This is a genomic window from Shimia sp. (assembly GCF_039969785.1).
GTDB lineage: Bacteria > Pseudomonadota > Alphaproteobacteria > Rhodobacterales > Rhodobacteraceae > Shimia.
In genome coordinates this window covers 63,474-87,058 of sequence record NZ_JBDVNC010000027.1, presented here as the reverse complement: position 1 = coordinate 87,058, position 23,585 = coordinate 63,474, and the positions used below count along the sequence as shown (strand labels likewise).

The following is a 23,585-nucleotide window of genomic DNA, read 5'->3' as shown; positions in this document are numbered from 1 at the left end:
TTTTTTGCAGGCGTCAGAGGCTGATCCCCGTTTCCACGGCACGGAAATTGATGGACATCACAACGTCATGGTACTTGATCCAACGCGAACGGCTGAAGCAATCTCGGCTGCTGTTTAACTTCGGATTTTAGACAGCTGGCGGGAATAATGTCGATTAGGGCTGATTGTGTTGAAAAACTTCATTTTTGCCGAAAACCAGTGAAAAAATTTCCCGTTGAGAGGCCTTCGAAATTTTAGGTTTGGGTGTCGGCAAAAATACCGGATCAGCGATGTGAGAGGCTGTCATGGCCCGCTCTGGGCAAGTGGTGCCGACTTTGAAGAGGTAATGGAATTTGGCAGAAAAACGGGCGCGCAGAATACTCGAGTTTTTCAACACAATGAGCCCAAAGCGGCGGTTATCGCCAAAGACTGCTTTAGGTAATGCCGCAACATTGTAGGCTCTGCCCTTGCACGCAACAGCAATTCCTACCTACATTTGGCGAAGTCTGCTTATTCAATATTCGGATTGAATTGGCTTCCGTTTAGAGCGTCGAAGAGGCCGAAATGGTTCAATACTTTTATGCAGAGAATTCCGATGGCGAGATTATCGAGGCGGCAGATATTGTATCGGAAGATCGCCACAAGTATGCGGATTTGGTTTGCCCCGGCTGCAAGGAGCCGATGAATGCTGCGGTAGGTGAAGTTGTTGAATCGCACTTCCGGCATAAGGTTGGGGAACAATGCAGCGATTACTTCGCCCAAGTTATTGAGAAGACGATTACACATTCCCACAGGCTGCGTCAGGAAAACAACCAACCGTACAATTTGACCGTGCCGGGTGGTCAAGTAGTCAACCTAGCAAAATCTGACGCGGTACTTGAGCAACACGAAACGAACAACAGGTTTCGGGTGGATTTGCGGTTTCGAACAGAGGCGGGTCAGATTGATGTGGTGGTTTCGCGGCGCGAAGCTGATATGCCCATGCTTGAGCGCATGAAGGGCTACTGCATCGGTATTGATGCCCAAGCTGCACAGGCTCGTGGTGAACAAAACCTTGTCAAACTGTTCAAGTCGGGGATCGACACGAACAATTTGTTCGTTGAGTTCTTCAAAGAGGGTCAACAGCAATTTTCACGGAAGCGAAGAACGCCACCGAAAAATTCAATGACAGCGTTAGAACAACTCAAAAAGCAACCCGGAGAGAGTACCGAGGATTACCGCGTTCGTATTTTGGGGAAGCACTAATGAGTGCTCGGCAAAGGCGCGTAAAGCCACCTTGCGGATTGGGACGGAAGTCGGTCCATAAGAGACCTTCGACATCCCGCTAACATTCTGCGGTTGCAGCCCGCATTCCGGTCATTCGCTGCGATAGCAAAATCTCTAGGTCGACGAACGGGAAATGTGCGGACTTTGCTGCCACTCGGGGAAAAGCCGAAATTGTCGTCCGCCGCTCTGCGAATTCTACGGTGTGCGCCCTCATTATGCTACACGTGCTGATCTGAGACTCGCAGGTGAAAGTAGCACATGTCAGACTGGTAGATTAACCCGGCGGCGGCACTTGGAGAGAGACTCCGCCGGGTGTGCCGTCTTCGCACCACTGGGGCGGATCGGGCATGTGTAACCTTACAGTGACGTCAAGGTTGGGGGCAAGTGTGCGATGGGTCGGGTGCGGTCAGATGCAGGTGCATGCGGGCGTCCTGCTGGCTCTGCGGGCAACGTGAAAAACGCGGTCAACGTGGCCCGTACATGGCTCGAAACCAACGAATTGCAGCCATTTGTGGATACGCTGGGTGACGAAGTCTTTGAAATCACTCGAGAAAAATGTGAAAAGGTGGGCCTCGCGTCCCGCCTTCCGAGATTTTTTAAGGGTGACTTCCCCATGTGAGGTGCCCGGCGATCCTAGCACCTCAGAAAAAAATTGGATACGTGGCTGGTACGCTGCACCCCGACAGATCGCTTAAGTTGTTGATTTTATTAGCAAAATGCGGGATGGCTTGGTAGGCCCGGAGGGATTTGAACCCCCAACCAAAGCGTTATGAGCGCTCTGCTCTAACCGTTGAGCTACAGGCCCGCCTGTAGCTTGTGCTACCAGAACCAGTCAGCGCGTCAAGGGCAACAATGGCCCATGGCGCGCTGAATCCTTTTGGAGAGTCGTTGGTCACGCAAAATACGATTTTGGCAATCATGTCGCAACGGCGGGCAGGAAAGGTCAGCCGCGTCTGCGCCTTCTGCGTCCGCCACCCGCGCCATCGCCGCCACCGGTGTTGAACGTGGGCGTGGGCAAGTCCACGATGCTGCGCAATATTGGGAACCGGTCAGACGCATTCGGCATCGCAGAGGCGTTGACAAAGTGTTCCTGAAAACGCGGTTCAACGGCGGTTTCGATCTTTTCGATCTTGCGCACCAGGGTTTCGATCTGCGTGCGGGCAGCGCGGTTGAGCAGGGCGATCCGAGCGCCAGTGCCCGCTGCATTGCCGGCTGATGTAACCTTGTCCAGTGGGCAATCGGGGATCATGCCCAGAACCATGGCGTGTTTGGCCGATATATGCGCGCCAAAAGCCCCCGCCAGAACCACGCGATCCACCCGATCTACGCCGCGCTTGTCCATTAACAAACGGGCACCAGAGTAGAGCGCAGCCTTGGCCATCTGAATGGCACGAATATCTGCGTTTGTGACCGCTATTGACCCATGGTCTTCGTTGCCGTCCCACAGCCGATAGGAGTTTGTACGCCCGTCGGTAAAACAGCGGTTTGTGCCAGTCTGTTCGGCAGATCCGATCAGACCGCTTGGGTCCACCAGACCGGCCATACGCATTTCGGCGATAACCTCAATAATGCCAGACCCGCAAATCCCTGTGACTCCGGTTGTCGCGATCGCACGTTCGAAACCGTCCTCATCCGACCAGAGATCGCAGCCAATAACCTGAAAGCGGGGTTCCTTGGTGTCGGGGTTAATTTCGACGCGTTCAATGGCCCCGGGAGCGGCTCGCTGGCCCGCGCTGATTTGTGCGCCCTCAAATGCGGGACCGGTGGGCGAGGAACAGGCCAATACGCCATTCTGATCACCCAACAAAATTTCGGCGTTGGTGCCGACATCGACCACCAGAACCAAATCGGCAGATTTGTCTGGCGCTTCGGAGAGCGCGACCCCGGCCGCGTCCGCACCGACATGTCCGGCGATACAGGGCAAGATATAGGTCCGGGTGCCCGGCGCGATCGCAAGGCCAATTTCAGCGGCTCTCATTTCAAGCGCATCGGACGTCGCCAGCGCGAAAGGTGCCTGTCCCAGTTCGAACGGGTCAATCCCAAGGAATAAATGATGCATCACCGGGTTCATCACGAAAACTGAATCAAGGATTTGCGACAGGTCTGCGTCTGCTTCCTTAGCGATATCAATCACCAGCTGATTCAATCCGTCGCGCACGGCTTGTGTCATTTCCAGATCGCCGCCAGCATTCATCATCGCATAGGACACCCGGCTCATCAGGTCTTCGCCAAAGCGGATCTGAGGGTTCATCAAACCAGACGAGGCGACCACTTCGCCCGTAGACAGATTGCAAAGATGGCCCGCAATTGTGGTGGAACCAAGATCAACCGCCAGCCCGAAAACTGGTCCGTCAAAATAGCCGGGCCAAAGGGCGGTTACACGTGGTGCGCGCCCGTCTCGACCCTGATGAATGGCTGCCGTGACGGTCCAGTTTCCTTTTCGCAAAATGGGCTGCAGCGGCCGCAAAAGGTGCGCGTCAATTTCGATGTTCTCATGGCCTGTTGCAGCTTCAAGCGCCGACAAAAGCCGCTCCAGGTCACCGGAGGGTTTGTGCATGTCAGGCTGGACCACTTCGACATAGGTCAGGTGTACGGTTGGGTTTAGCGTGATATCTCGCACTTCGGCCCGTTTGCGGACCACTTGTTTGTGGACCTGGCTTTCCGGGGGCACGTCGATCACGATGTCGCCCTGAACGGTTGCCTGACACCCCAGCCGGCGCCCTTTGGGCAAACCGCGTTTTTGGTCGTAACGCTCTTCGACGGCGTTCCAGTCTGACAGCGCATTTTCGGATACTGTCACGCCATGTTTGGGAAATTCGCCGAACGATGGGGTGATCTGACATTTCGAACAAATACCGCGCCCGCCACACACAGAATCCAGATCGACACCCAATTGACGTGCCGCTGTCAGAATTGGCGTTTCGGACGGAAAGTGACCGCGTTTGCCGGAGGGCGTAAAAATCACGAGGGGATCGCTGGTCATGGAGGGCCTCAAATGTGTTCGCGTCGTCCGAGCATATCTGGCTGTTTGCATTGTGAAAGGCAAGACACGGCACGGCAACGTCCGGAAACGGCATAGCGGCGCCAATAGTCGCTGAGAGTACACAGATGGTCTCTGTCGCGCGATTAGGGGTTTTCGGGAACGCCGTCACATGTAATAGGGAAGCGCCAAACGAGGTTCCCCCAAGGAGATGTGTGATGGAGATTCGTGAGGCGCTTACTTTCGACGATGTACTATTGGTTCCTGCTGCGTCAGCGGTGTTGCCTTCGACGGCTGACACGCGGACTCAAGTGACCAGAACCATTGCGATGAATATCCCGCTTTTAAGTTCAGCGATGGACACTGTGACCGAAAGCCGGATGGCGATTGCCATGGCGCAGGCCGGTGGTATCGGCGTAATTCACAAGAATCTCGATACAGAATCTCAAGCCCGGGAAGTTCGTCGTGTAAAGCGCTTTGAATCCGGTATTGTTTATAACCCTGTGACGTTGCGGGCTGATCAGACGCTGGCTGATGCCAAGGCGCTGATCGAACGCTATCGGTTTACCGGTTTTCCAGTGGTTGATGACAACGGGCGTGTGACGGGGATTGTGACCAACCGCGACATGCGATTTGCGCAAGCGGATGACACGCCTGTACACGCAATGATGACGACAGACGATCTGGCGATGTTGGCGGAACCAGCAGATCTGGAAGAAGCCAAAAGCCTGATGCGTGCGCGTCGCATCGAAAAACTGTTGGTGCATGACGGGCAGGGTAAGCTGACAGGCTTGTTGACGTTGAAGGACACAGAACAAGCCGTCCTGAACCCGACGGCCTGCAAAGATGATCTGGGCCGGTTGCGGGTTGCCGCGGCGACGTCAGTGGGCGATTCTGGCTTTGAGCGGTCCGGAGCGTTGGTTGATGCGGGCGTTGATATTCTTGTGGTTGATACCGCACATGGCCATTCCGAGGGCGTGATTGATGCAGTCAAGCGGGCCAAAAAGCTGTCCAATCATGTGCAGGTGATTGCCGGTAACGTCGCCACCGGCGAAGCGGCCAAAGCGTTGATCGATGCCGGTGCGGATGCGGTTAAGGTGGGTATCGGGCCAGGTTCAATCTGTACCACACGTATGGTTGCCGGTGTGGGCGTACCGCAGCTTACCGCAATCATTGATTGCGCCAAGGCTGCCGGAGACGTGCCGGTGATTGCAGATGGCGGCATCAAGTTTTCCGGCGATTTCGCCAAGGCTATTGCGGCAGGCGCCAGCTGTGCCATGGTTGGGTCAATGATTGCCGGCACAGATGAAAGCCCCGGAGAAGTTATTCTTTATCAAGGCCGTAGCTTTAAAAGCTATCGTGGTATGGGCAGCTTGGGTGCCATGGCGCGTGGATCTGCAGATCGATATTTCCAAAAGGATGCCGCCAGCGACAAGCTGGTACCAGAAGGCATTGAGGGGCAGGTTCCATATAAAGGGCCAGCTGGCACAGTCATCCATCAGCTTGTTGGAGGTTTACGCGCCGCCATGGGGTATACCGGAAACGCAACAGTTGAAGAAATGCGTCGCGGTTGCCAATTCGTCAAGATCACAGGTGCCGGGCTGAAAGAAAGCCATGTGCACGATGTTCGGATCACGCGGGAAAGCCCGAATTATCGGATCGGTTGATGACACCGGCAGCGCGGGTTCAAACCGCAATTGAGATACTGGACGACGTATTAGCGGGCAAGCCCGCGGAAAAGGCGTTGACCGGTTGGGCGCGGCGCAGTCGATATGCCGGGTCCAAGGACAGGGCGGCGGTGCGTGATCATGTGTATGATGCGCTCCGACGCCGAAATTCAGCAGCCGCTTTGGGCGGTGGTCTCTCCGGTCGCGCGGTTATGATAGGCCTATTGCGGCAGGAAGGTGTTGATTTGGATACCTTGTTTACCGGCCCGCCCTATGCTCCGGAACCATTGAAGGTATCGGAAACGGAATTTGCAGTCGAAACGGTTCCATTGGACGTTCCGGATTGGTTGGTTGAACCTCTGCGCGCAAGCCTTGGGGCTGTTTTTGATGAAAGCATGCGATACCTGAAACAGCGGGCGCCGGTCGGTCTGCGCGTCAACCTTCAAAAAACCACGCGCTCAGCCGCTCAGGCTGCGCTGCAAGAAAACGGTATCGAAACCAGAGCCGCCAGCAAGGCAGAGTCTGGATTGTTGGTCACACTGGGCGCGCGTAAGATCGCACAGTCACCCGCCTATCGTGATGGTTTGGTTGAACTACAGGATGTGTCCAGCCAGTCAGCAGTTGAGGCGATTCCCTTGTGCGACGGAATGTCTGTGCTTGATTATTGTGCCGGTGGAGGCGGTAAATTGTTGGCCATGGCGGGGCGGGCGCGGGGCCGTTTTTATGCGCATGATGCCTTGGCTCATCGGATGCGCGATTTGCCAAGTCGAGCAGATCGGGCCGGTGTGAAGGTTGTTCTGATCGAAGAACCTGCACAACATGCGCCTTACGATCTGGTGTTTTGTGATGTTCCGTGTTCGGGGACAGGCACATGGCGCCGCACCCCGGATTCGAAATGGCGATTTACTCAACCTGATCTGGACAAGTTATTGGAACTGCAGCAACAAATACTTTCTGATGCTTCAGAATTGGTGAAACCCAAGGGGACGCTTGTCTATGCGACCTGTTCGATTCTACTGGATGAGAACAGCGTGCAAATTGCTCAATTCCTAAAAAACCATCCAGAATGGCGTTTGGCAAAGGATTGTCAGTTGCCAATTTGCACAGACTCCGATGGATTCTACTTCGCGACCTTGACGCGCGATTAAAGTGATGGATACTCAACCTTAGGGGGTGTATGTTGTTAATCTCACTTTAATCGAATTCAACGAAAGTCGCCCTGCTTGATCAACCAAGGGGGGGCTGTCCTTGTCGATGCCTGAAACTATTGCCTGGACCGAACTTTCAAATCGTAGCCGACCTGCTGTGTTTGGTATTTCGCTGATTGTTTGTGCCGGACTGTTTGCCGTGGCGACCTTTTGGCAACCCGGAATGATCCGGGACGTATTATTGATCAGCGGTGTTAGCTTTGGCGTGCTGGCGATACTTCAAGGCATCAAAACACTGTGGGATCGGTACAGGTTCAGGGCCCGTGTACAAGTATTGATACCTCTCGTGGAGCAATGCAAAACGCAGCAGGTCTTAACGCTCAAAAACGGAAAGATTGCCTACGCAAATGACGCAGTAACAAAAGACGTCGAAGCTGATGTTAAGGGCAAGCATATTTCAGCAATTATACAACGGTATTTGGCAACTGCCGATCTGGACGTGACTCGTATTTTTGCGACCACAGATCGAAATATCCGATTTCAAGAGACGTACTCGACCCGAAGCGGCACGTTGTACCTTTCAGTCACGCCTCATTTCGGCAATTTGTTGCACTGGGACATGGAATTCAAAGCGTTGAGGGTGGAAGACACGCACCAAGCAGGCGTTCCGCGCATTCCGATGCTGACAATTGGGCGTGGGGGAACAATCCTGTTTATGAATATAGCCGCGCGCGCGTTGTTGGGGGCTCGCAAAAAGAACCTTAGCGAAGTTTTGGGAGGGGCGGGTGCTGACGTCAGTGAAACTAATACAATCCAGACTGCCGAGGGCGAGAGACAGTGTCTGGTCGCTGAATTTGAAGTTTCTGCGGGGCGTCGGGAAGTATACCTCTTGCCGACTGAAGTGCCGGCGGTGCGTGGCGGTGCCATTCAATTTGATGAGCTTCCTGTCGCACTTTTAAAAGTCAGGCGGGATGGACAGGTTGAACTGGCCAACCGCGCGGCGCGGGTTCTAGTAAACCAAGAAATCACTTCAACCACCACCGTTGGCGATCTTATGGAAGGGCTGGGACGTTCTATTCAGGACTGGCTGGCTGAAGCGGCCACTGGCCATGGAAACAATCACACCGAGTTTTTGCGACTAAAACGCGAAGACCGGGAGCTTTTTGTACAAGTGAGTCTGAACAGGGTTATTGAGGGTGATACAAGTTCCTTAATCGCTGTATTAAGCGACGCCACCGAACTTAAAACACTAGAAGCGCAGTTTGTGCAAAGCCAGAAAATGCAAGCGATTGGTCAACTTGCAGGAGGCGTAGCACACGATTTCAATAACCTTTTAACAGCAATTTCAGGGCATTGCGACTTGTTGTTGTTGCGCCATGATCAAGGGGATTCCGACTTTGGAGACCTCGTGCAGATCAACCAGAACGCCAACCGAGCAGCTGCGCTTGTAGGGCAGTTATTGGCGTTTTCACGTAAACAAAATCTTCGGCCAGAAATTCTTGATCTACGCAATACGTTGGCGGACCTTACCCACCTTTTAAATCGCTTGGTTGGAGAAAAGGTCACTCTTATCTTAAGCAATGACCCGATTTTGTCGTCAATTCGTGCTGACAAGCGTCAGTTGGAGCAAGTGTTGATGAATCTGGTGGTAAATGCGCGTGATGCAATGCCTGATGGGGGGGAAATCCGAATCCACACCGAAATTATGGACATTGAGCTGCCCCTGGAACGCGACAGGGCTGTCGTCCCGGCTGGCAAGTACGTGTCGGTGCGCGTTTCTGACGACGGCGTCGGAATTCCTTCTGATAAGCTGCAAAAGGTTTTTGAACCGTTTTTTACAACGAAACGCACAGGAGAAGGCACGGGGCTTGGGTTGTCGACTGTATACGGAATCGTCAAACAGACTGGTGGCTATATCTTTGTCGACAGCACTGTTGGAGTTGGAACATTTTTTTCGCTTTTGTTCCCTGTTTTTGATCCTGTTGAGTCACCGGTTGAAACAGTTACTGAGGTAAAGTCTCAACAGGGTCTGGCTGAAAAAACGGACGCAGTTGTTCTGTTAGTGGAAGACGAAGCGCCGGTGAGGTCGTTTGCATCGCGAGCTTTGCAATTGCGTGGGTTAACAGTTTTAGAAGCTGGATCGGGGGAAGAGGCGCTCGAACTACTGGCAATTGACGTGCCACATGTCGATCTTTTTGTAACAGACGTCGTGATGCCCGGAATAGACGGCCCCGGTTGGGTTCACGCCGCTCGGGAAAGCTACCCAGAAACTCCGGTTGTGTTTGTGTCCGGATATGCAGAGGACAGCTTCTCTGACGATCAGGCCCGCATCAATAATTCAGTCTTCTTGCCCAAACCATTTTCGTTGGCCGAATTGACTGAAATGGTACTGGCTCGGTTGCCCGCGCCTTAAAACAGGCTTTCGTAAAGGTCGAATTCAGCGCTGCATTTACGTCGAAATCTGGTTTCAATTTTTTGAGATAGCTCCAATGTCAATGCCGGAGAAATATTGTGTCTTTCAAGATCAATCTTGCGATCTAGCCGTTGCTCCAGAAAGTCAATAAGGCGAGGCTGATCTTCATAGCGAAACAAATTATGGACTTTGACCCCATTTGGACGAGGTTCAAGGAATTTCACCTGACTGCCCACATTTGCAAATGCCGGGCGATCACCCTTCATGTAGGCCTGAACAAATTCGTCAAATGTAACATGATGAGTTGAATTGGGATGCCCCTTCATAGAATCACGTCGCCGGTATCGATACCAGCTCGCCAGCCAGCTAACAGGTTCGCGAACAACCGCCATCGTCTCCATATCGGTGGTATCGCACGCTCTTTCGAACATTGGACGAAAAAACCGATTGTAACGATATAGAGGCGCATGTTTGAGTTCGGGAGGGTGGGACACTACAATGTCGGCATACGGTGCCAAGGCGGCTTCCATCGCGGTTGTACCGGTTTTGGGAACCGACAGAAAAACAAGTTTTTTATTCCAGAAAACAAGCATTTGCGAAACCTCAGCGCCGTTAATTAAGTTTGTTTTTGACTTGTAAACTACTCCTTAACGCTTCGGGGAAAAAGTGGTTTGCAGAGAATTATATTGTAATGTTCTCCTTTTGGTCTCATAAGGGGTGAGAACAAGACAAGAACGCAGGCAGCGATTGCCGCCCGTAGATGGGTGTGAAATAAGGATGCAAGCAAAATGGCAACGGCAGATCTTTTGACAATGAGCAGCAAATCTTCAAACAACAAACAAAAAGCGCTGGATAGCGCACTGGCCCAGATCGAACGACAGTTTGGTAAGGGGTCGATCATGAAATTGGGGGCTGACAACCCGATCCAAGAGATTGAGGCAACGTCCACCGGATCGTTGAGCCTTGATATTGCGCTTGGTATCGGCGGCTTACCCAAAGGACGGATCATTGAAATTTACGGCCCTGAAAGCTCGGGCAAGACGACCTTGACCCTGCATTGCATTGCGGAGGAGCAAAAAAAGGGCGGAGTTTGCGCTTTTGTCGATGCTGAGCACGCGCTTGATCCGCAATATGCAAAAAAGTTGGGCGTCAATTTAGACGAGTTACTGATTTCGCAACCCGACACAGGTGAACAGGCGTTGGAAATCACAGACACATTGGTGCGGTCTGGCGCAGTCAATATGGTCGTGGTCGATTCGGTCGCGGCGCTGACGCCTAAATCCGAGTTAGAAGGTGACATGGGCGACAGCAGCGTGGGTGTTCAGGCCCGCCTGATGAGTCAGGCGATGCGCAAACTGACGGGGTCGATTTCGCGCAGCAACTGCATGGTTATTTTCATAAACCAAATTCGAATGAAAATCGGCGTAATGTTTGGCAGCCCTGAAACCACGACAGGTGGGAATGCGCTTAAATTTTACAGCTCAGTTCGGTTGGATATTCGCCGCATTGGTGCGGTTAAGGATCGTGACGAGATTGTCGGGAACGCAACGCGTGTGAAGGTCGTCAAGAACAAGGTTGCTCCGCCTTTCAAACAAGTCGAGTTTGACATTATGTATGGCGAAGGTATTTCCAAGACTGGTGAATTGCTTGACCTAGGTGTCAAGGCCGGTGTGGTCGACAAATCCGGATCGTGGTTCAGTTATGGAGACGAACGTATTGGTCAGGGTCGCGAGAATGCCAAGAATTTCCTGAAGGAAAATACGCGGATTGCTCTGGATATCGAAGATAAAATTCGTGCGGCGCATGGTTTGGATTTTGAAATGCCGCGTGACGGCGGCGACGATGACGCACTTGTCGAAAGCTGATTGATACTGTGCATGTAGCGACAGAAATATTAAATCAGGCCTTACCTGAAATAATGGCCGCCCCAAAAGACGGGGCGGCCATTGATTTTTTGTGCCTGCGTCCGGCACGCAACGAACGACGTTTTGTCGACCAAATTTCGCTGACCTGTGACCGGGGAATTCCGGGCGAAAGATGGTTGGATGCGCCGTGGCTGCGCACCACAGACGGGGCGCCTCATCCTGGAATTCAGGTTTCCATTCTTTCACAACGGGTTCTTGATCTCGTCTGGACGGACCGTCAGAAAACAGAACACCCCGGCGACACGTTTGTTGTCGATATGGATCTGTCGTTGACAAATTTACCGACAGGTCAGCTGCTGCAAGTTGGGACGGCTATTTTAATGGTCTCTGACGTGTTCAATGATGGGTGCGTAAAGTGGAAAGTACGCTATGGCGCGGCCGCCAAGGACTGGATTACGGCGCCGGGACATCCGGAATTACGACTGCGCGGAATATTATGCAGCATTGAACAGGGGGGTGTGATTAGAACCGGCGATGTACTGAGAAAAATTGTGTCGCCAATGCGGTGATCAAGGCTCAGGCTTTTTGACATGTGGACAGGCGCGAGCAGGGGTATTAAACCCGAGCGGAACGCAAAACTTTCGCGAGAGATCCCGCATTATGCCCAGTCTGAATGACATCCGGTCGACCTTTCTGAACTACTTTGCCAAGCAAGGCCATGAGATCGTGCCATCAAGTCCGTTGGTGCCCCGCAATGATCCGACGTTGATGTTCACAAACTCCGGTATGGTGCAGTTTAAAAACCTGTTCACCGGGGTAGAACACCGCGACTATCAGCGCGCAACTTCGTCGCAAAAATGTGTACGTGCCGGCGGTAAACATAATGATCTGGACAATGTCGGCTACACGGCGCGACATCACACATTTTTCGAAATGCTCGGGAATTTTTCATTCGGGGATTACTTCAAAACCGATGCAATTCCGTTCGCCTGGGAACTGATCACCAAAGATTTCGACATTGACGAAAAACGGCTTTACGTAACGGTGTACCACACCGACGATGAAGCATTTGAAATCTGGAAAAAAGTTGGTGTTCCGGAAGACCGGATCATTCGGATCGCCACATCAGACAATTTCTGGCAGATGGGGCCAACGGGCCCGTGCGGCCCCTGTACAGAAATCTTTTTCGACCACGGCGATCATATTTGGGGCGGACCGCCAGGTTCACCAGAAGAAGATGGCGATCGATTCATAGAAATCTGGAACGTCGTTTTCATGCAAAACGAACAGTTCGAAGATGGTTCAATGCGCGCGCTCGACATGCAATCCATTGATACCGGCATGGGGTTGGAACGCATTGGCGCGTTGCTTCAGGGGTCGCATGACAACTATGACACGGACCTTTTCAAGGCGTTGATCGAAGCGTCGGCCCATGCAACTTCGACAGATCCATTTGGAGATAAAAACGTTCATCACCGCGTGATTGCGGACCATTTACGGTCGACATCCTTTTTGATCGCAGATGGGGTGATGCCGTCGAATGACGGGCGCGGATATGTTCTGCGTCGGATCATGCGCCGGGCGATGCGTCACGCGCATTTGTTAGGGGCCAAAGACCCTGTCATGTACCAATTGGTTCCTTCGTTGGTCAGCCAGATGGGAGCAGCCTATCCGGAACTTGGACAGGCGCAGGCGTTGATTGAAGAGACGTTGAAGCTGGAGGAGACCCGGTTCAAGCAGACGTTGGATCGTGGCCTGAAGCTATTGGATGATGAGCTGGATGATCTGGACGACGGCGCGCCGTTGCCCGGCGGTGCGGCGTTCAAGCTGTACGACACTTACGGCTTTCCGTTGGATTTGACGCAGGATGCGCTGCGCGAAAAGGGGCGCGAGGTTGATACTGACGGGTTCGACACTGCCATGGCTGAACAAAAGGCCAAAGCGCGGGCTGCATGGTCTGGATCTGGAGAAGCCGCAGACAGCACGATCTGGTTTGACATAGCTGAAAACAAGGGCACAACCGACTTTTTGGGATATGACACAGAAACGGCTGAAGGGCAGATTTTAACGCTTGTCATGGACGGTGCCGAGGCGACGAAGGCTGTCAAAGGCGATCAGGTGCAGATCATCCTGAATCAATCTCCGTTCTATGGTGAAAGCGGTGGTCAAGTTGGTGATACGGGGACGATTAAAACCGAAAACGGTTCCGCCAAAGTGACGGACACCAAAAAGGCTGCGGGAGTTTTCATACACGTCGCCGAAGTTTTGGATGGTGAAATTGAGGTCGGATCCGGTGCCGTTCTGGAGGTGGATCACACGCGTCGTTCTGCGATCCGCGCCAATCATTCGGCCACGCACTTGCTGCATGAAGCGCTTCGGGACGCGCTTGGAGAACATGTCGCACAACGTGGGTCGTTGAATGCTCAGGACCGTTTGCGGTTTGATTTCAGTCACGCCAAACCGCTGAGTGCAGCTGAACTGCACAAGGTTGGCACAGATGTGAACGCCTACATCCGTCAAAATTCACCAGTGGAAACCCGGATTATGACACCGGATGATGCGCGTGAGATTGGGGCACAGGCTTTGTTTGGGGAAAAATACGGCGATGAAGTGCGCGTTGTCTCGATGGGGCAGGCCAATACCGGTAAGGGATTGGATGGAAACACCTATTCGCTAGAGCTGTGCGGCGGTACCCATGTGAAACAAACCGGTGATATTGGGGTTTGCGTCATTTTGGGTGACTCTGCATCCAGTGCGGGCGTGCGCCGGATCGAAGCGTTGACCGGAGAGGCAGCGTTTGCCCATCTGGAGAGAGAGACCCGTCGCATGGGTGACATCGCCGGCGCGCTTAAGGCGCAGCCTGATGACGTCATGGATCGCCTCAAAGCGTTGATGGATGATCGCAAAGCCCTGCAGAACGAAGTTGCTCAGTTGCGCCGTGAACTGGCGATGGCTGGTGGATCAGGGCAGGGAGCAGCTCCGGAAGCGAAGTCGGTCGCGGGGGTAAAGTTTCTGGCGCAGGTATTAACCGGTGTCTCAGGCCGAGATTTGCCTGCATTGATCGACGAACATAAAACACGCCTTGAAAGTGGCGCCGTATTGTTGATTGCTGATACTGGCGACAAGGTCGCGGTTGCTGCCGGCGTTACCTCTGATTTGACGGACAGTGTAAACGCCGTTGATCTGGTGCGTGCGGCCGTTGGCGCGATGGGGGGGAAAGGTGGCGGTGGACGTCCTGATATGGCGCAAGGTGGTGCCAAGGACGCAAGTAACGCCGAGGCCGCGATTGCGGCGGCAGAAACTGTAATCGGAGGATAATACCATGGGTGCACTTTGGATCGCGCATGTGACAGTTACGGACGCGGATGCCTATGGCAAATACGCCGAACTCGCGGGACCGGCGATTGCAAAACACGGGGGTGAATTTGTTGCCCGTGGTGGACGTTTTGTGCAACTGGAAGGCAAAGAACGCCCGCGCAATGTTGTGGCGAAGTTCCCGGATGTTGACACTGCGGTGGCCTGTTACAACAGTCCTGAATACCAGGAAGCCTTGAACCATGCCCGCGGCGCGTCTGAACGTGAACTTATGGTTGTTGAAACAATCGAGTAAGAGGAGACTGGTCATATGTGCCGTTGGGCCGCCTATATCGGGCAACCCTGTTATCTGGAAGATGTCGTCACAAGGCCAGATCACTCGCTGATCCAGCAAAGTATCCAAGCGACCGAATGTAAAACCGCGACCAACGCCGATGGGTTTGGTGTTGCGTGGTATAACACACGCCCGGAACCGGGTCTGTATCGTGATACCTATCCAGCGTGGTCAGACCCCAATTTACGCTCTTTAACTGCTCAGGTGCAATCCGGGTTGTTTCTGGCCCATGTGCGCGCTTCGACAGGTACGGCCACAAGCCGGAATAATTGTCATCCGTTTTCTGTTGGTCGCTGGTCCTTTATGCACAACGGTCAGGTTGGCGGGTTTGATACATTTCGTCGGCGCGCAGACATGTTGATTCCGGATCAGCTTTATCATGAACGCAAGGGCGCAACTGACAGTGAGATTTTGTTCCTGCTTGGTTTGGTTGAAGGACTTGATGATGATCCCAAAGGTGCCATGGAGATTGCCGTGGGGGTTTTGCAGCGCATGAGCCGGGACAAAGGCCATACGCCGCACATGCGTGTCGGTGCGGCTTTTTCGGATGGCGAAACGCTTTATGCGATTCGTTATGCATCGGATGATCGCGCGCCAACTGTGTATCACCGTTGGAGCAAAAGTCGCGGAGGACGGGCAGTTGTCAGTGAGCCTTTAGCAGCAAATGAAGCCGACTGGCATGCGGTTCCGCCCGGATCGTTTTGCACATTTAAAGCAGATCAGGTACGAATTGAGCCATTCCGACCTTTGGCCTGAAGTCTAAAGGAAAAATTGTACTGCCCAAAATGTGAACCCGGCATAGATCAACGGGTAGACCCAAACGACCAAATAGAGGTCAATTTTGCGCGCCAATGCTTCGCGGTCCATGAGTTTGAGCCTGCGCAAAGCGATGTTCACGATGACCATTGAACCCGTTATCAGGAACATTCCTGCCAGCAGGCTATCCAGGAATGTCAAATACCCGAGTTTGGGCAAGCTCGTTGAGATTGCAAAGTTAAAGGCGACAAACACCAGAAGGTTGGCATTGGCCATGTCGATACGACGGCGGTATTCCTCGAGAAAGAACGTGGCCCAGGACACAAACAAGATAATCAACAGCGGCAGCATGAACCGTAACAAGTAGTATTGAACGTGCCGCTTGGCGCTAAACTTGAGCTGAATTTGCGCGGTATCCAGCTCTGTCGGCCCAGGAACGATGCGTGTTGATATTTGCGGGTTTGACAAAATCCACTCTTCTTCGCCGAGAAGATCGCCCAGTCCAGACAGTTCCTCTATCGGAACGTAAGTTACATGAGAAGCTGGGAAAACCGACATTATTTCTACAAAAAACGTTTGCGTATCAAATGGATACCGCCTGAAATTAAAGTGTGGCGCTTGCATTGTCGCCGAAAACCGTTCAACAAAAGTGAACTGTCCATTTGGGCGAAGAATAATTGTCGACTGTTGAACAAAGCGACGGCCTTGCTGGTTGTGCAGCAAGAATATTGGAATATTGAATTTTCTATCCCGTGCGTATTCGCGAAATTCGTCAATCGTGAGGCTCATTATGTCAGAGCCCATCTCCGCTTCGTCAAACGCCAGTAACGGATTTTCCATCCGCATTACCAGGGTTATAACAGCACCATAGTTTTCGGCCTGTTGATCTACGAATGTGATTTGGTCAACTTTGATCCCAACTGCAATTTCCTGTGGCCCGCCGTCTGGAGGGGTTATTTCAGAATAACCCTTGGTCCCAAATCCTTCTGCCTGCGCAGGGATTGAGTGAAGGAACGCGGAAAAGAAAAGGATCGTAAGAAACGCAAGTGTTCGCATAGGGAATGTTTCGACATTTTGTTGGCAGTTTGGGCAGCTTCGTTCAGAATGAGTTTTCAAACAACCCCGCGAACAATCAAAAGGCCGCCCCAGGAGGCGGCCGATGCTTTTTTACTGCATTGTTTTTGCCATGCGTTTGCGCTCATGGGGATCCAAATAGCGTTTGCGCAACCGGATCGCGTTAGGTGTCACTTCGACGAGTTCATCATCATTGATATAGGCGATGGCCTCTTCGAGGCTGAGCGTGACGGGCGTTGTAAGACGCACCGCTTCATCCGTACCGCTGGCCCGAACGTTGGTCAGTTTCTTACCTTTGAGCGGGTTCACTTCCAGATCGTTTTCACGGCTGTGTTCGCCGATAATCATACCTGTATAGATTTTGGCCTGCGCACCGATGAACATCTTTCCGCGGTCCTCGAGGTTCCACAGCGCATAGGCCACGGCCTCGCCGTTTTCCATCGAGATCAGTACCCCTGCACGGCGCCCTGGAATGCTGCCTTTAAAGGGTGTCCAACCGTGGAATACGCGGTTGAGAACGCCTGTGCCGCGCGTATCGGTCAGGAATTCCCCATGGTAACCGATCAACCCACGTGATGGCACATGAGCGATGATCCGGGTTTTACCAGCACCAGCCGGGCGCATTTCGGCAAGTTCGCCTTTGCGCGATCCGGTCAGTTTTTCGATCACGGCGCCAGAGTATTCATCATCCACGTCGATGGTCGCTTCTTCGACGGGTTCCATACGCTGGCCGTCTTCTTCCTTCATGATCACCTGAGGGCGTGAAATGCTGAGCTCGAACCCTTCACGGCGCATGTTTTCAATCAGAACGCCCATTTGCAGCTCGCCGCGACCTGACACTTCGAAAGCTTCGCCACCCGGAGTGTCAGCGATTTTGATCGCCACGTTGGATTCGGCTTCTTTCATCAGTCGTTCGCGAATGACGCGCGATTGAACTTTTTTGCCGTCACGACCAGCCAGAGGCGAATCGTTAATGCCAAAGGTCACTGTGATGGTTGGTGGATCGATCGGTTGCGCTTCCAGTGCGTCTTCGACCGCCAATGCACAGATTGTGTCGGCCACGGTGGCTTTGGACATGCCTGCAATCGACACGATGTCGCCGGCCAGCGCTTCTTCAATGTCTTGCTGTGCCAAGCCGCGGAAAGCTTGGATTTTTGTGACACGGAACTGTTCGATCTTCTGGCCAATACGGCTGATCGCCTGCACTGTCTGGCCCACTTTGAGCCGACCAGATTCAACACGGCCGGTCAGAATGCGTCCGACAAACGGGTCGGCGCCAAGCGTTGTGGCCAGCATGCGAAAGTCTTCGTCCTGCTGTTTGATCTGCTTGGGGGCAGGGACGTGATTAACAATCAGATTGAACAGGGCATGCAAATCCTGGCGTGGGCCATCCAGTTCGGCATCGGCCCAGCCGTTGCGACCTGACGCATACATATGTGGAAAATCAAGCTGATCGTCATCGGCGTCCAGTGATGCGAACAGATCAAAGCATTCGTCCAGCGCGCGGTCGGGTTCGGCGTCTGGCTTGTCGACTTTGTTCAGAACCACAATTGGGCGCAACCCCAGAGCGAGCGCCTTTGAGGTCACAAACTTGGTCTGCGGCATCGGGCCTTCTGCGGCGTCGACCAACAGCACAACACCGTCAACCATGCTCAGAATACGTTCAACTTCGCCGCCGAAATCGGCGTGGCCGGGCGTATCCACAATGTTGATACGAGAGCCCTTCCACTCGACGCTGGTAGGCTTGGCGAAAATCGTAATACCGCGTTCGCGTTCCAGATCGTTTGAGTCCATGGCGCGTTCGGCCACGTCCTGATTTTCGCGGAATGCGCCGGACTGCTTCAGCAACTCATCCACTAGGGTGGTTTTGCCGTGGTCGACGTGCGCAATGATAGCGATATTACGGAGGTCCATAAGGTATGCCTTTCCTGTTCGCGCCCGCCCTATAATGCGCGCGCAGAAAAGGCCAGCCCCTTAATGCCTCTTAGTGTGTGGCACTTTTGGAAAACAGGTGGATCACAAGAATGCCTGCAAGAATCATAGCCATTCCCAGAACCGCAGGCCAGTCGAGTTTTTGCCCAAATGCAATCAGCCCGATGATGGCTATCAGAACAATGCCCAAACCGGACCAGATTGCGTATGTGATGCCGACTGGCAAAACCTTTAGCGTGAGCGCCATAAAATAGAATGCCGCACCGTAACTGAGAACTACAATCACCGATGGTACCAGTCGCGTAAATTGGTGGCTGGCTTGAAGCGCTGTCGTTCCAATGGTTTCAAACACGACGGCAATAAACAACACGAGATAGGCTTTAGGCATGGGCCGGCGGCTCCTTAATGGGCGATATACCTATCGCGCCGGTGATTTGTTGCCACCATCATATTGGTAATCGCCGCGCCGAGCAGCGAATAGACGACCACCGAAATGTCAAAAAGCGACACTGCCAATGTAAAGACAGACAGATCAAAACCTAGCTGAACCCAACCCGCTTTGATACCCTTGGTGTCCTGAAGCCAGACCGCCACAATTCCAACCCCGCCAAGCGTTGCGCCGTGTCGAAATAACACGATGAGCCCAGCACCAGATGTGACACCCGCTAAAATCGCACCGGCCGCTGGATGAAGGGCATCAAAGTGCATGAAATTAGGCAACAGGTACGTCCACGTCGACATTAACCCAACGGCTACAAAGGTTTTGACAGTAAAGAGCCTGCCCATGCGCAAAAAGGCGATAACATAAAATGGTAGATTGAGCACAAAGAAGACTGCCGCGAAACTAAGGCCGCTCGCATAGGAAAGAACTAGCGACAATCCGGCGATTTGACCCGTGATAAGGCCGCCGGCCAACAGGAATTGTACGCACAACGCCATCAAAAGCGTCCCAACGATGAGACCCTGAATGTCTTCTAACGGACTGTGCCGTTCGGCTTGTGCGGGTTCTAGGAAACTGACCATGAAACAGCCATTTCACTGACGCCCGGAATTGTCCAGACGCCAGAATATCGCAGGTTGTTGCCTTTAGCCCGCCAGCGCCTTGTTCAGGTTTTCATCAATTTTTTCAAGGAACCCCATTGTGGTCAGCCAACCCTGATCAGGCCCAACCAACAAAGCCAGATCTTTGGTCATATATCCGGCTTCGACCGTGTCCACGATCACCTTGTCGAGCGTTTCCGCAAAGCTCTTCAATGCCTCGTTATTATCCAGCTTGGCGCGATGCTTGAGCCCGCCGGTCCATGCATAGATCGAGGCGATTGAGTTGGTTGATGTCGCTTCTCCCGCCTGATGCTGGCGATAGTGGCGTGTCACCGTACCATGTGCGGCCTCTGCTTCAACAATTTTACCATCAGGCGTCATCAATTGAGACGTCATCAACCCCAAGGAGCCAAACCCTTGCGCCACGGTGTCTGATTGCACGTCACCGTCATAGTTTTTGCAAGCCCAGACAAATTTACCGTTCCATTTCATCGCACAGGCGACCATGTCGTCGATCAGCCGGTGTTCATACCAAATCCCGGCCTCTTTGAATTTTTCTTCAAACTCTTCCTCAAACACTTGCTGGAATAGGTCCTTGAAACGGCCATCATAGGCCTTGAGGATTGTGTTTTTGGTCGACAGATAAACCGGCCATCCCAGATTGAGACCATAGTTCAGAGACGCGCGCGCAAAATCGAGAATGGAATCATCCAGATTATACATCGCCTGATAAACACCGGCTGAAGGCGCGTCATATACGTCGCGCTCGATCACCGTGCCATCTTCGCCTTCGAATTTCATCGTAAGCTTACCGGGGCCCGGGAATGTGAAATCCGTAGCCTTGTATTGATCGCCAAACGCATGACGTCCGACGACAATCGGGCTGGTCCAACCAGGGACAAGGCGAGGGACGTTTTTGCAGATGATCGGCTGGCGGAAAACAACGCCGCCCAATATGTTGCGGATCGTTCCGTTGGGACTGCGCCACATTTTCTTAAGGCCGAACTCTTCAACGCGCGCCTCGTCAGGCGTGATTGTGGCGCATTTAACAGCGACGCCAACTTCTTTGGTTTTCAATGCGGCATCAATGGTGATCTGATCGTCGGTGCGGTCGCGTTCTTCAATGCCTAAATCATAGTACAAGAGATCGATATCCAGATAAGGCAGGATCAGTTTGTCTTTAATGAATTGCCACATGATACGGGTCATCTCGTCGCCGTCCATTTCGACGATGGGATTGTCTACCTTGATCTTGGTCACGGGAACCTCCTGAGATCTGAGTCGAATTTCTGTACTTTTCTAGTGCATCTTTATGCTGACTTACATCAATTGTATACATTGGTATACATAAATTCGTTGTGTGGGTTTTTCTTTTGGCCACTTTTGGTCGACGGCATTTGAGAATGCGCTTAGATTACCAGTATAGATCAGGAGATTTCCCCTTTGAAAAAATCATTACATGACGTCCAGTCAGCATTTCAGACCGCATGGACGTTAAGATGGCGTCTTGTGGCTGCGCATTTGGCTTTTAATGTGGTTCTGGCCGTTGCGTTTGTTCCGTTGCTGGCTGTAACCGTCCGGTTGGCGTTGAAATTTTCCGGGCAGCCTGCTTTGTCGGATTTTGACATTGCCTATTTCCTGCTGTCACCTGTTGGGTTCATATCCTTTCTGATCCTCGCCGGGCTTGGACTGCTGCTATACGTGTTGGATGTGGCCCTGATGATGGCCGTTGCTTTGCGGGCGCGCCAAGAGGGGAGGTCCGGGGTTTTGGAAACCCTGATGCTGATCCTGCCACGTGCGCCAAAGGTCATTGAATTGGGCGCCCTTTTGACCCTTCGTGTTTTGTTAATCTGCCTGCCGTTTCTTGCGATCAGCGGTGGTGCATTTCTGCTTTGGATGTCGGAATACGACATCAATTATTATCTGGCCAACAAACCGCCCGAATTCACCCGAACTGTAATCGTCGCAGGGGGTATGCTGTCGATTATGGCACTGATCTTGGCACGGTTCCTGATCCGTTGGACGTTGACTTTGCCGTTGGTTCTGTTTGGCAATATCGCACCGGGCAAAAGCTTTGCTCTTAGCGCAGAACGGATGCACGGTTCTGAAATCCGGTTTGGGATCAAAGTTGCTATTTGGTTGGCGATTTCATTTGTGGCAGGAGCGATACCGGTTGGGATCCTGACAGCCTTGACGGACGTATCCATTTCCATGTTTGCATCCAGCCTCAAGTCACTGACCTTTATGCTTATTTTATTCGCAACTTTGGGCGTGGTGATCAATCTCCTGGTTGCCGCCATCACGACCGGAGCGCTTTCAGTTTTGATAGTGGAACGTGCAGATTGGCCTGATAATACTCTGCCGACCCAATACACTGCGCCTCGTTGGATAGCGCCGGTTGCCGCGATTGCGGCGCTGACCACGCTTGTTTTTGCGGGGCTCGCCCTAACACAATTGGTGCGCGTCAAAGCTGACCCGAATGTTCAGATCATCGCTCATCGCGGGGCTGCCGGCAGCGCGCCAGAAAACACGATGGCGTCCATTCAGCAAGCCATTGATGATGGCGCGGACTGGATCGAAATTGATGTTCAGGAAACTCTGGACGGGCAGGTGGTTGTCATTCACGACAGCGACTTCATGAAAATTGCAGGAGTAAATCTTAAGATCTGGGATGCAACAGTGGAGGACATCAACGACATTGATATTGGCAGTTGGTTTGCACCAGAGTTTTCGGATCAGCGTGCCCCGATGCTCATAGATGTTTTAACTGCGGCTAGGGACAAAGCCGGGGTTGTGATTGAACTGAAATACTATGGGCATGACCAAAAACTGGAACAACGTGTGATCGACATTGTCGAAGCGCTGGATATGGCAGGGCAGGTCAAAATTATGTCCCTGAAATATGATGCTGTTCTAAAAATGCGGGCTTTGCGGCCAGATTGGAATATCGGTTTGCTTGCGTCTGCATCTCTTGGACGGATGTGGGAATTGGATGTGGACTTTTTGGCGGTGAACGGAGCGGCTGCGTCGCATCGATTGGTTCGTGAAACCCGCAGATCAGGCAAGGATTTGTTCGTCTGGACGATCAACGACCAGATTTCGATGTCGCATATGATATCAACCGGGGTCGGTGGATTGATCACGGATGAACCTGCATTGGCGCGTCAGGTATTGAACGAACACCGGGAATTAAATCTGATCGAACGAACCGTGTTGGGGCTGGCGGGATCATTGGGGCTGGATATCGACACCAAGGCGTACCGCGATGAGTCCCCATAAATTCTGCGTGCTGGCCTTATGCTTGGGGTGTTCTGGTGTCTACGCACAGGAAAGCTTTGGCCCGACGGAGAGGCTCGAAATCTGGCGGCATGCGCGGCTGCAGGCCACACGGAATGATCATGCCAGTGTTCTGGCGGAATTCACGACTGATGGGTGCTCCGGTGGTATGTCAGCTGCATGGGAAACGGTCAGCACAATATTTCCGAATTTCGCCCTTGCACATGAGCAGCATCCCCCGTGGGAAGCATGTTGCGTGACCCATGACCATGCATACCATCTGGGGGGTGAAAATGATGATCCGGTCGCAAGCTTTGAGGCCAGAATAGCTGCGGATCAGGCGTTGAAAATCTGCGTGATTGAGACATCAAAACTCAGAAGTCTTGATTTGCAACAACAATACGATGTTTCAGAACAACAAGTTACATGGGCTTATGAACGTATTGCAAAAGGCATGTACGATGCTGTCCGGCTTGGTGGTGCACCGTGTTCAGGATTACCATGGCGGTGGGGGTACGGTTGGCCGCAATGCTGGTGAA

At 52.8% G+C, this 23,585-nt stretch carries 18 protein-coding genes and 1 tRNA gene; 11 read left to right on the top strand and 8 right to left on the bottom strand.

Annotated elements, in window-relative coordinates:
• Positions 1 to 543: 543 nt before the first annotated feature.
• Positions 544 to 1,224 (top strand): hypothetical protein, encoded by a 681-nt coding sequence (locus ABJI08_RS13510; RefSeq protein WP_348402373.1) that lies wholly within the window; start codon positions 544 to 546, stop codon positions 1,222 to 1,224.
• A gap of 750 nt (positions 1,225 to 1,974) precedes the next feature.
• On the opposite strand, the gene ABJI08_RS13505 is transcribed toward ABJI08_RS13510, so the two are convergent.
• Both ABJI08_RS13505 and ABJI08_RS13500 read right to left on the bottom strand, forming a co-directional pair.
• A tRNA-Ile gene (locus ABJI08_RS13505) sits at positions 1,975 to 2,050 on the bottom strand.
• 138 nt (positions 2,051 to 2,188) lie between these two features.
• Positions 2,189 to 4,228: an ASKHA domain-containing protein gene (locus ABJI08_RS13500; protein ID WP_348402372.1), complete on the bottom strand. Its 2,040-nt coding sequence runs from the start codon at positions 4,226 to 4,228 to the stop codon at positions 2,189 to 2,191.
• A 215-nt stretch (positions 4,229 to 4,443) separates the two neighbouring features.
• Between ABJI08_RS13500 and guaB the strand changes: the two genes are divergently transcribed.
• The 3 genes from guaB to ABJI08_RS13485 all read left to right on the top strand — a co-directional run bounded on the left by guaB (position 4,444) and on the right by ABJI08_RS13485 (position 9,453).
• On the top strand, positions 4,444 to 5,892 hold the full coding sequence (gene guaB / locus ABJI08_RS13495) for an IMP dehydrogenase (RefSeq protein ID WP_348402371.1): 1,449 nt from the start codon (positions 4,444 to 4,446) through the stop codon (positions 5,890 to 5,892).
• Positions 5,892 to 7,040: an RsmB/NOP family class I SAM-dependent RNA methyltransferase gene (locus ABJI08_RS13490; RefSeq protein WP_348402370.1), complete on the top strand. Its 1,149-nt coding sequence runs from the start codon at positions 5,892 to 5,894 to the stop codon at positions 7,038 to 7,040. Before guaB ends, ABJI08_RS13490 begins: the two co-directional genes overlap by 1 nt.
• Positions 7,041 to 7,146: 106 nt before the next feature.
• Positions 7,147 to 9,453, top strand: a complete 2,307-nt coding sequence (locus ABJI08_RS13485; RefSeq protein ID WP_348402369.1) for an ATP-binding protein — start codon at positions 7,147 to 7,149, stop codon at positions 9,451 to 9,453.
• Here the strand turns inward: ABJI08_RS13485 and ABJI08_RS13480 are convergent.
• The gene (locus tag ABJI08_RS13480) at positions 9,450 to 10,046 is read right to left on the bottom strand and encodes a sulfotransferase family 2 domain-containing protein (protein ID WP_348402368.1); all 597 of its coding nucleotides are present in this window, start codon (positions 10,044 to 10,046) and stop codon (positions 9,450 to 9,452) included. The genes ABJI08_RS13485 and ABJI08_RS13480 overlap by 4 nt on opposite strands.
• A 195-nt stretch (positions 10,047 to 10,241) precedes the next feature.
• Here ABJI08_RS13480 and recA point away from each other — a divergent pair, with 195 nt between their 5' ends.
• The 5 genes from recA to ABJI08_RS13455 all read left to right on the top strand — a co-directional run bounded on the left by recA (position 10,242) and on the right by ABJI08_RS13455 (position 15,723).
• Positions 10,242 to 11,318 carry a recombinase RecA gene (gene recA / locus ABJI08_RS13475; protein ID WP_348402367.1) on the top strand — a complete coding sequence of 359 codons (1,077 nt, stop codon included), beginning with the start codon at positions 10,242 to 10,244 and terminating at the stop codon, positions 11,316 to 11,318.
• A gap of 53 nt (positions 11,319 to 11,371) precedes the next feature.
• Positions 11,372 to 11,887: a hypothetical protein gene (locus ABJI08_RS13470; protein WP_348402366.1), complete on the top strand. Its 516-nt coding sequence runs from the start codon at positions 11,372 to 11,374 to the stop codon at positions 11,885 to 11,887.
• A 91-nt stretch (positions 11,888 to 11,978) separates the two neighbouring features.
• Positions 11,979 to 14,636 (top strand): alanine--tRNA ligase, encoded by a 2,658-nt coding sequence (alaS, locus tag ABJI08_RS13465; RefSeq protein ID WP_348402365.1) that lies wholly within the window; start codon positions 11,979 to 11,981, stop codon positions 14,634 to 14,636.
• A 4-nt stretch (positions 14,637 to 14,640) separates the two neighbouring features.
• On the top strand, positions 14,641 to 14,928 hold the full coding sequence (locus tag ABJI08_RS13460) for a DUF1330 domain-containing protein (RefSeq protein WP_348402364.1): 288 nt from the start codon (positions 14,641 to 14,643) through the stop codon (positions 14,926 to 14,928).
• 15 nt (positions 14,929 to 14,943) lie between these two features.
• Positions 14,944 to 15,723: a class II glutamine amidotransferase gene (locus ABJI08_RS13455; protein WP_348402363.1), complete on the top strand. Its 780-nt coding sequence runs from the start codon at positions 14,944 to 14,946 to the stop codon at positions 15,721 to 15,723.
• Between the two features lie 3 nt (positions 15,724 to 15,726).
• On the opposite strand, the gene ABJI08_RS13450 is transcribed toward ABJI08_RS13455, so the two are convergent.
• The 5 genes from ABJI08_RS13450 to ABJI08_RS13430 form a co-directional block, all read right to left on the bottom strand.
• Positions 15,727 to 16,779 carry a hypothetical protein gene (locus tag ABJI08_RS13450; protein WP_348402362.1) on the bottom strand — a complete coding sequence of 351 codons (1,053 nt, stop codon included), beginning with the start codon at positions 16,777 to 16,779 and terminating at the stop codon, positions 15,727 to 15,729.
• A 111-nt stretch (positions 16,780 to 16,890) separates the two neighbouring features.
• A complete protein-coding gene (gene typA / locus ABJI08_RS13445) occupies positions 16,891 to 18,711 on the bottom strand; it encodes a translational GTPase TypA (RefSeq protein WP_348402361.1) in 1,821 nt (606 codons plus the stop codon).
• A 70-nt stretch (positions 18,712 to 18,781) separates the two neighbouring features.
• Complete coding sequence (locus tag ABJI08_RS13440; RefSeq protein ID WP_348402360.1) at positions 18,782 to 19,117, bottom strand: SMR family transporter; 336 nt, start codon at positions 19,115 to 19,117, stop codon at positions 18,782 to 18,784.
• Between the two features lie 14 nt (positions 19,118 to 19,131).
• The gene (locus tag ABJI08_RS13435; RefSeq protein WP_348402359.1) at positions 19,132 to 19,752 is read right to left on the bottom strand and encodes a YitT family protein; all 621 of its coding nucleotides are present in this window, start codon (positions 19,750 to 19,752) and stop codon (positions 19,132 to 19,134) included.
• 63 nt (positions 19,753 to 19,815) lie between these two features.
• A complete protein-coding gene (locus ABJI08_RS13430) occupies positions 19,816 to 21,030 on the bottom strand; it encodes an NADP-dependent isocitrate dehydrogenase (RefSeq protein ID WP_348402358.1) in 1,215 nt (404 codons plus the stop codon).
• Positions 21,031 to 21,213: 183 nt separating this feature from the next.
• Between ABJI08_RS13430 and ABJI08_RS13425 the strand changes: the two genes are divergently transcribed.
• On the top strand, positions 21,214 to 23,049 hold the full coding sequence (locus ABJI08_RS13425; protein WP_348402357.1) for a glycerophosphodiester phosphodiesterase family protein: 1,836 nt from the start codon (positions 21,214 to 21,216) through the stop codon (positions 23,047 to 23,049).
• Positions 23,036 to 23,584 (top strand): hypothetical protein, encoded by a 549-nt coding sequence (locus ABJI08_RS13420; protein ID WP_348402356.1) that lies wholly within the window; start codon positions 23,036 to 23,038, stop codon positions 23,582 to 23,584. Before ABJI08_RS13425 ends, ABJI08_RS13420 begins: the two co-directional genes overlap by 14 nt.
• Position 23,585 lies beyond the last annotated feature (1 nt).

Bases quoted from the DNA above. Each gene is read 5' to 3' on its own strand.
- ABJI08_RS13470 (WP_348402366.1), top strand. From the start codon at position 11,372: ATGGCCGCCCCAAAAGACGGGGCGGCCATTGATTTTTTGTGCCTGCGT.
- ABJI08_RS13450 (WP_348402362.1), bottom strand. From the start codon at position 16,779: ATGCGAACACTTGCGTTTCTTACGATCCTTTTCTTTTCCGCGTTCCTT.
- ABJI08_RS13455 (WP_348402363.1), top strand. From the start codon at position 14,944: ATGTGCCGTTGGGCCGCCTATATCGGGCAACCCTGTTATCTGGAAGAT.
- typA (WP_348402361.1), bottom strand. From the start codon at position 18,711: ATGGACCTCCGTAATATCGCTATCATTGCGCACGTCGACCACGGCAAA.
- ABJI08_RS13440 (WP_348402360.1), bottom strand. From the start codon at position 19,117: ATGCCTAAAGCCTATCTCGTGTTGTTTATTGCCGTCGTGTTTGAAACC.
- ABJI08_RS13480 (WP_348402368.1), bottom strand. From the start codon at position 10,046: ATGCTTGTTTTCTGGAATAAAAAACTTGTTTTTCTGTCGGTTCCCAAA.
- alaS (WP_348402365.1), top strand. From the start codon at position 11,979: ATGCCCAGTCTGAATGACATCCGGTCGACCTTTCTGAACTACTTTGCC.
- ABJI08_RS13510 (WP_348402373.1), top strand. From the start codon at position 544: ATGGTTCAATACTTTTATGCAGAGAATTCCGATGGCGAGATTATCGAG.
- ABJI08_RS13460 (WP_348402364.1), top strand. From the start codon at position 14,641: ATGGGTGCACTTTGGATCGCGCATGTGACAGTTACGGACGCGGATGCC.
- ABJI08_RS13420 (WP_348402356.1), top strand. From the start codon at position 23,036: ATGAGTCCCCATAAATTCTGCGTGCTGGCCTTATGCTTGGGGTGTTCT.
- ABJI08_RS13500 (WP_348402372.1), bottom strand. From the start codon at position 4,228: ATGACCAGCGATCCCCTCGTGATTTTTACGCCCTCCGGCAAACGCGGT.
- ABJI08_RS13485 (WP_348402369.1), top strand. From the start codon at position 7,147: ATGCCTGAAACTATTGCCTGGACCGAACTTTCAAATCGTAGCCGACCT.
- guaB (WP_348402371.1), top strand. From the start codon at position 4,444: ATGGAGATTCGTGAGGCGCTTACTTTCGACGATGTACTATTGGTTCCT.
- ABJI08_RS13490 (WP_348402370.1), top strand. From the start codon at position 5,892: ATGACACCGGCAGCGCGGGTTCAAACCGCAATTGAGATACTGGACGAC.
- recA (WP_348402367.1), top strand. From the start codon at position 10,242: ATGGCAACGGCAGATCTTTTGACAATGAGCAGCAAATCTTCAAACAAC.
- ABJI08_RS13435 (WP_348402359.1), bottom strand. From the start codon at position 19,752: ATGGTCAGTTTCCTAGAACCCGCACAAGCCGAACGGCACAGTCCGTTA.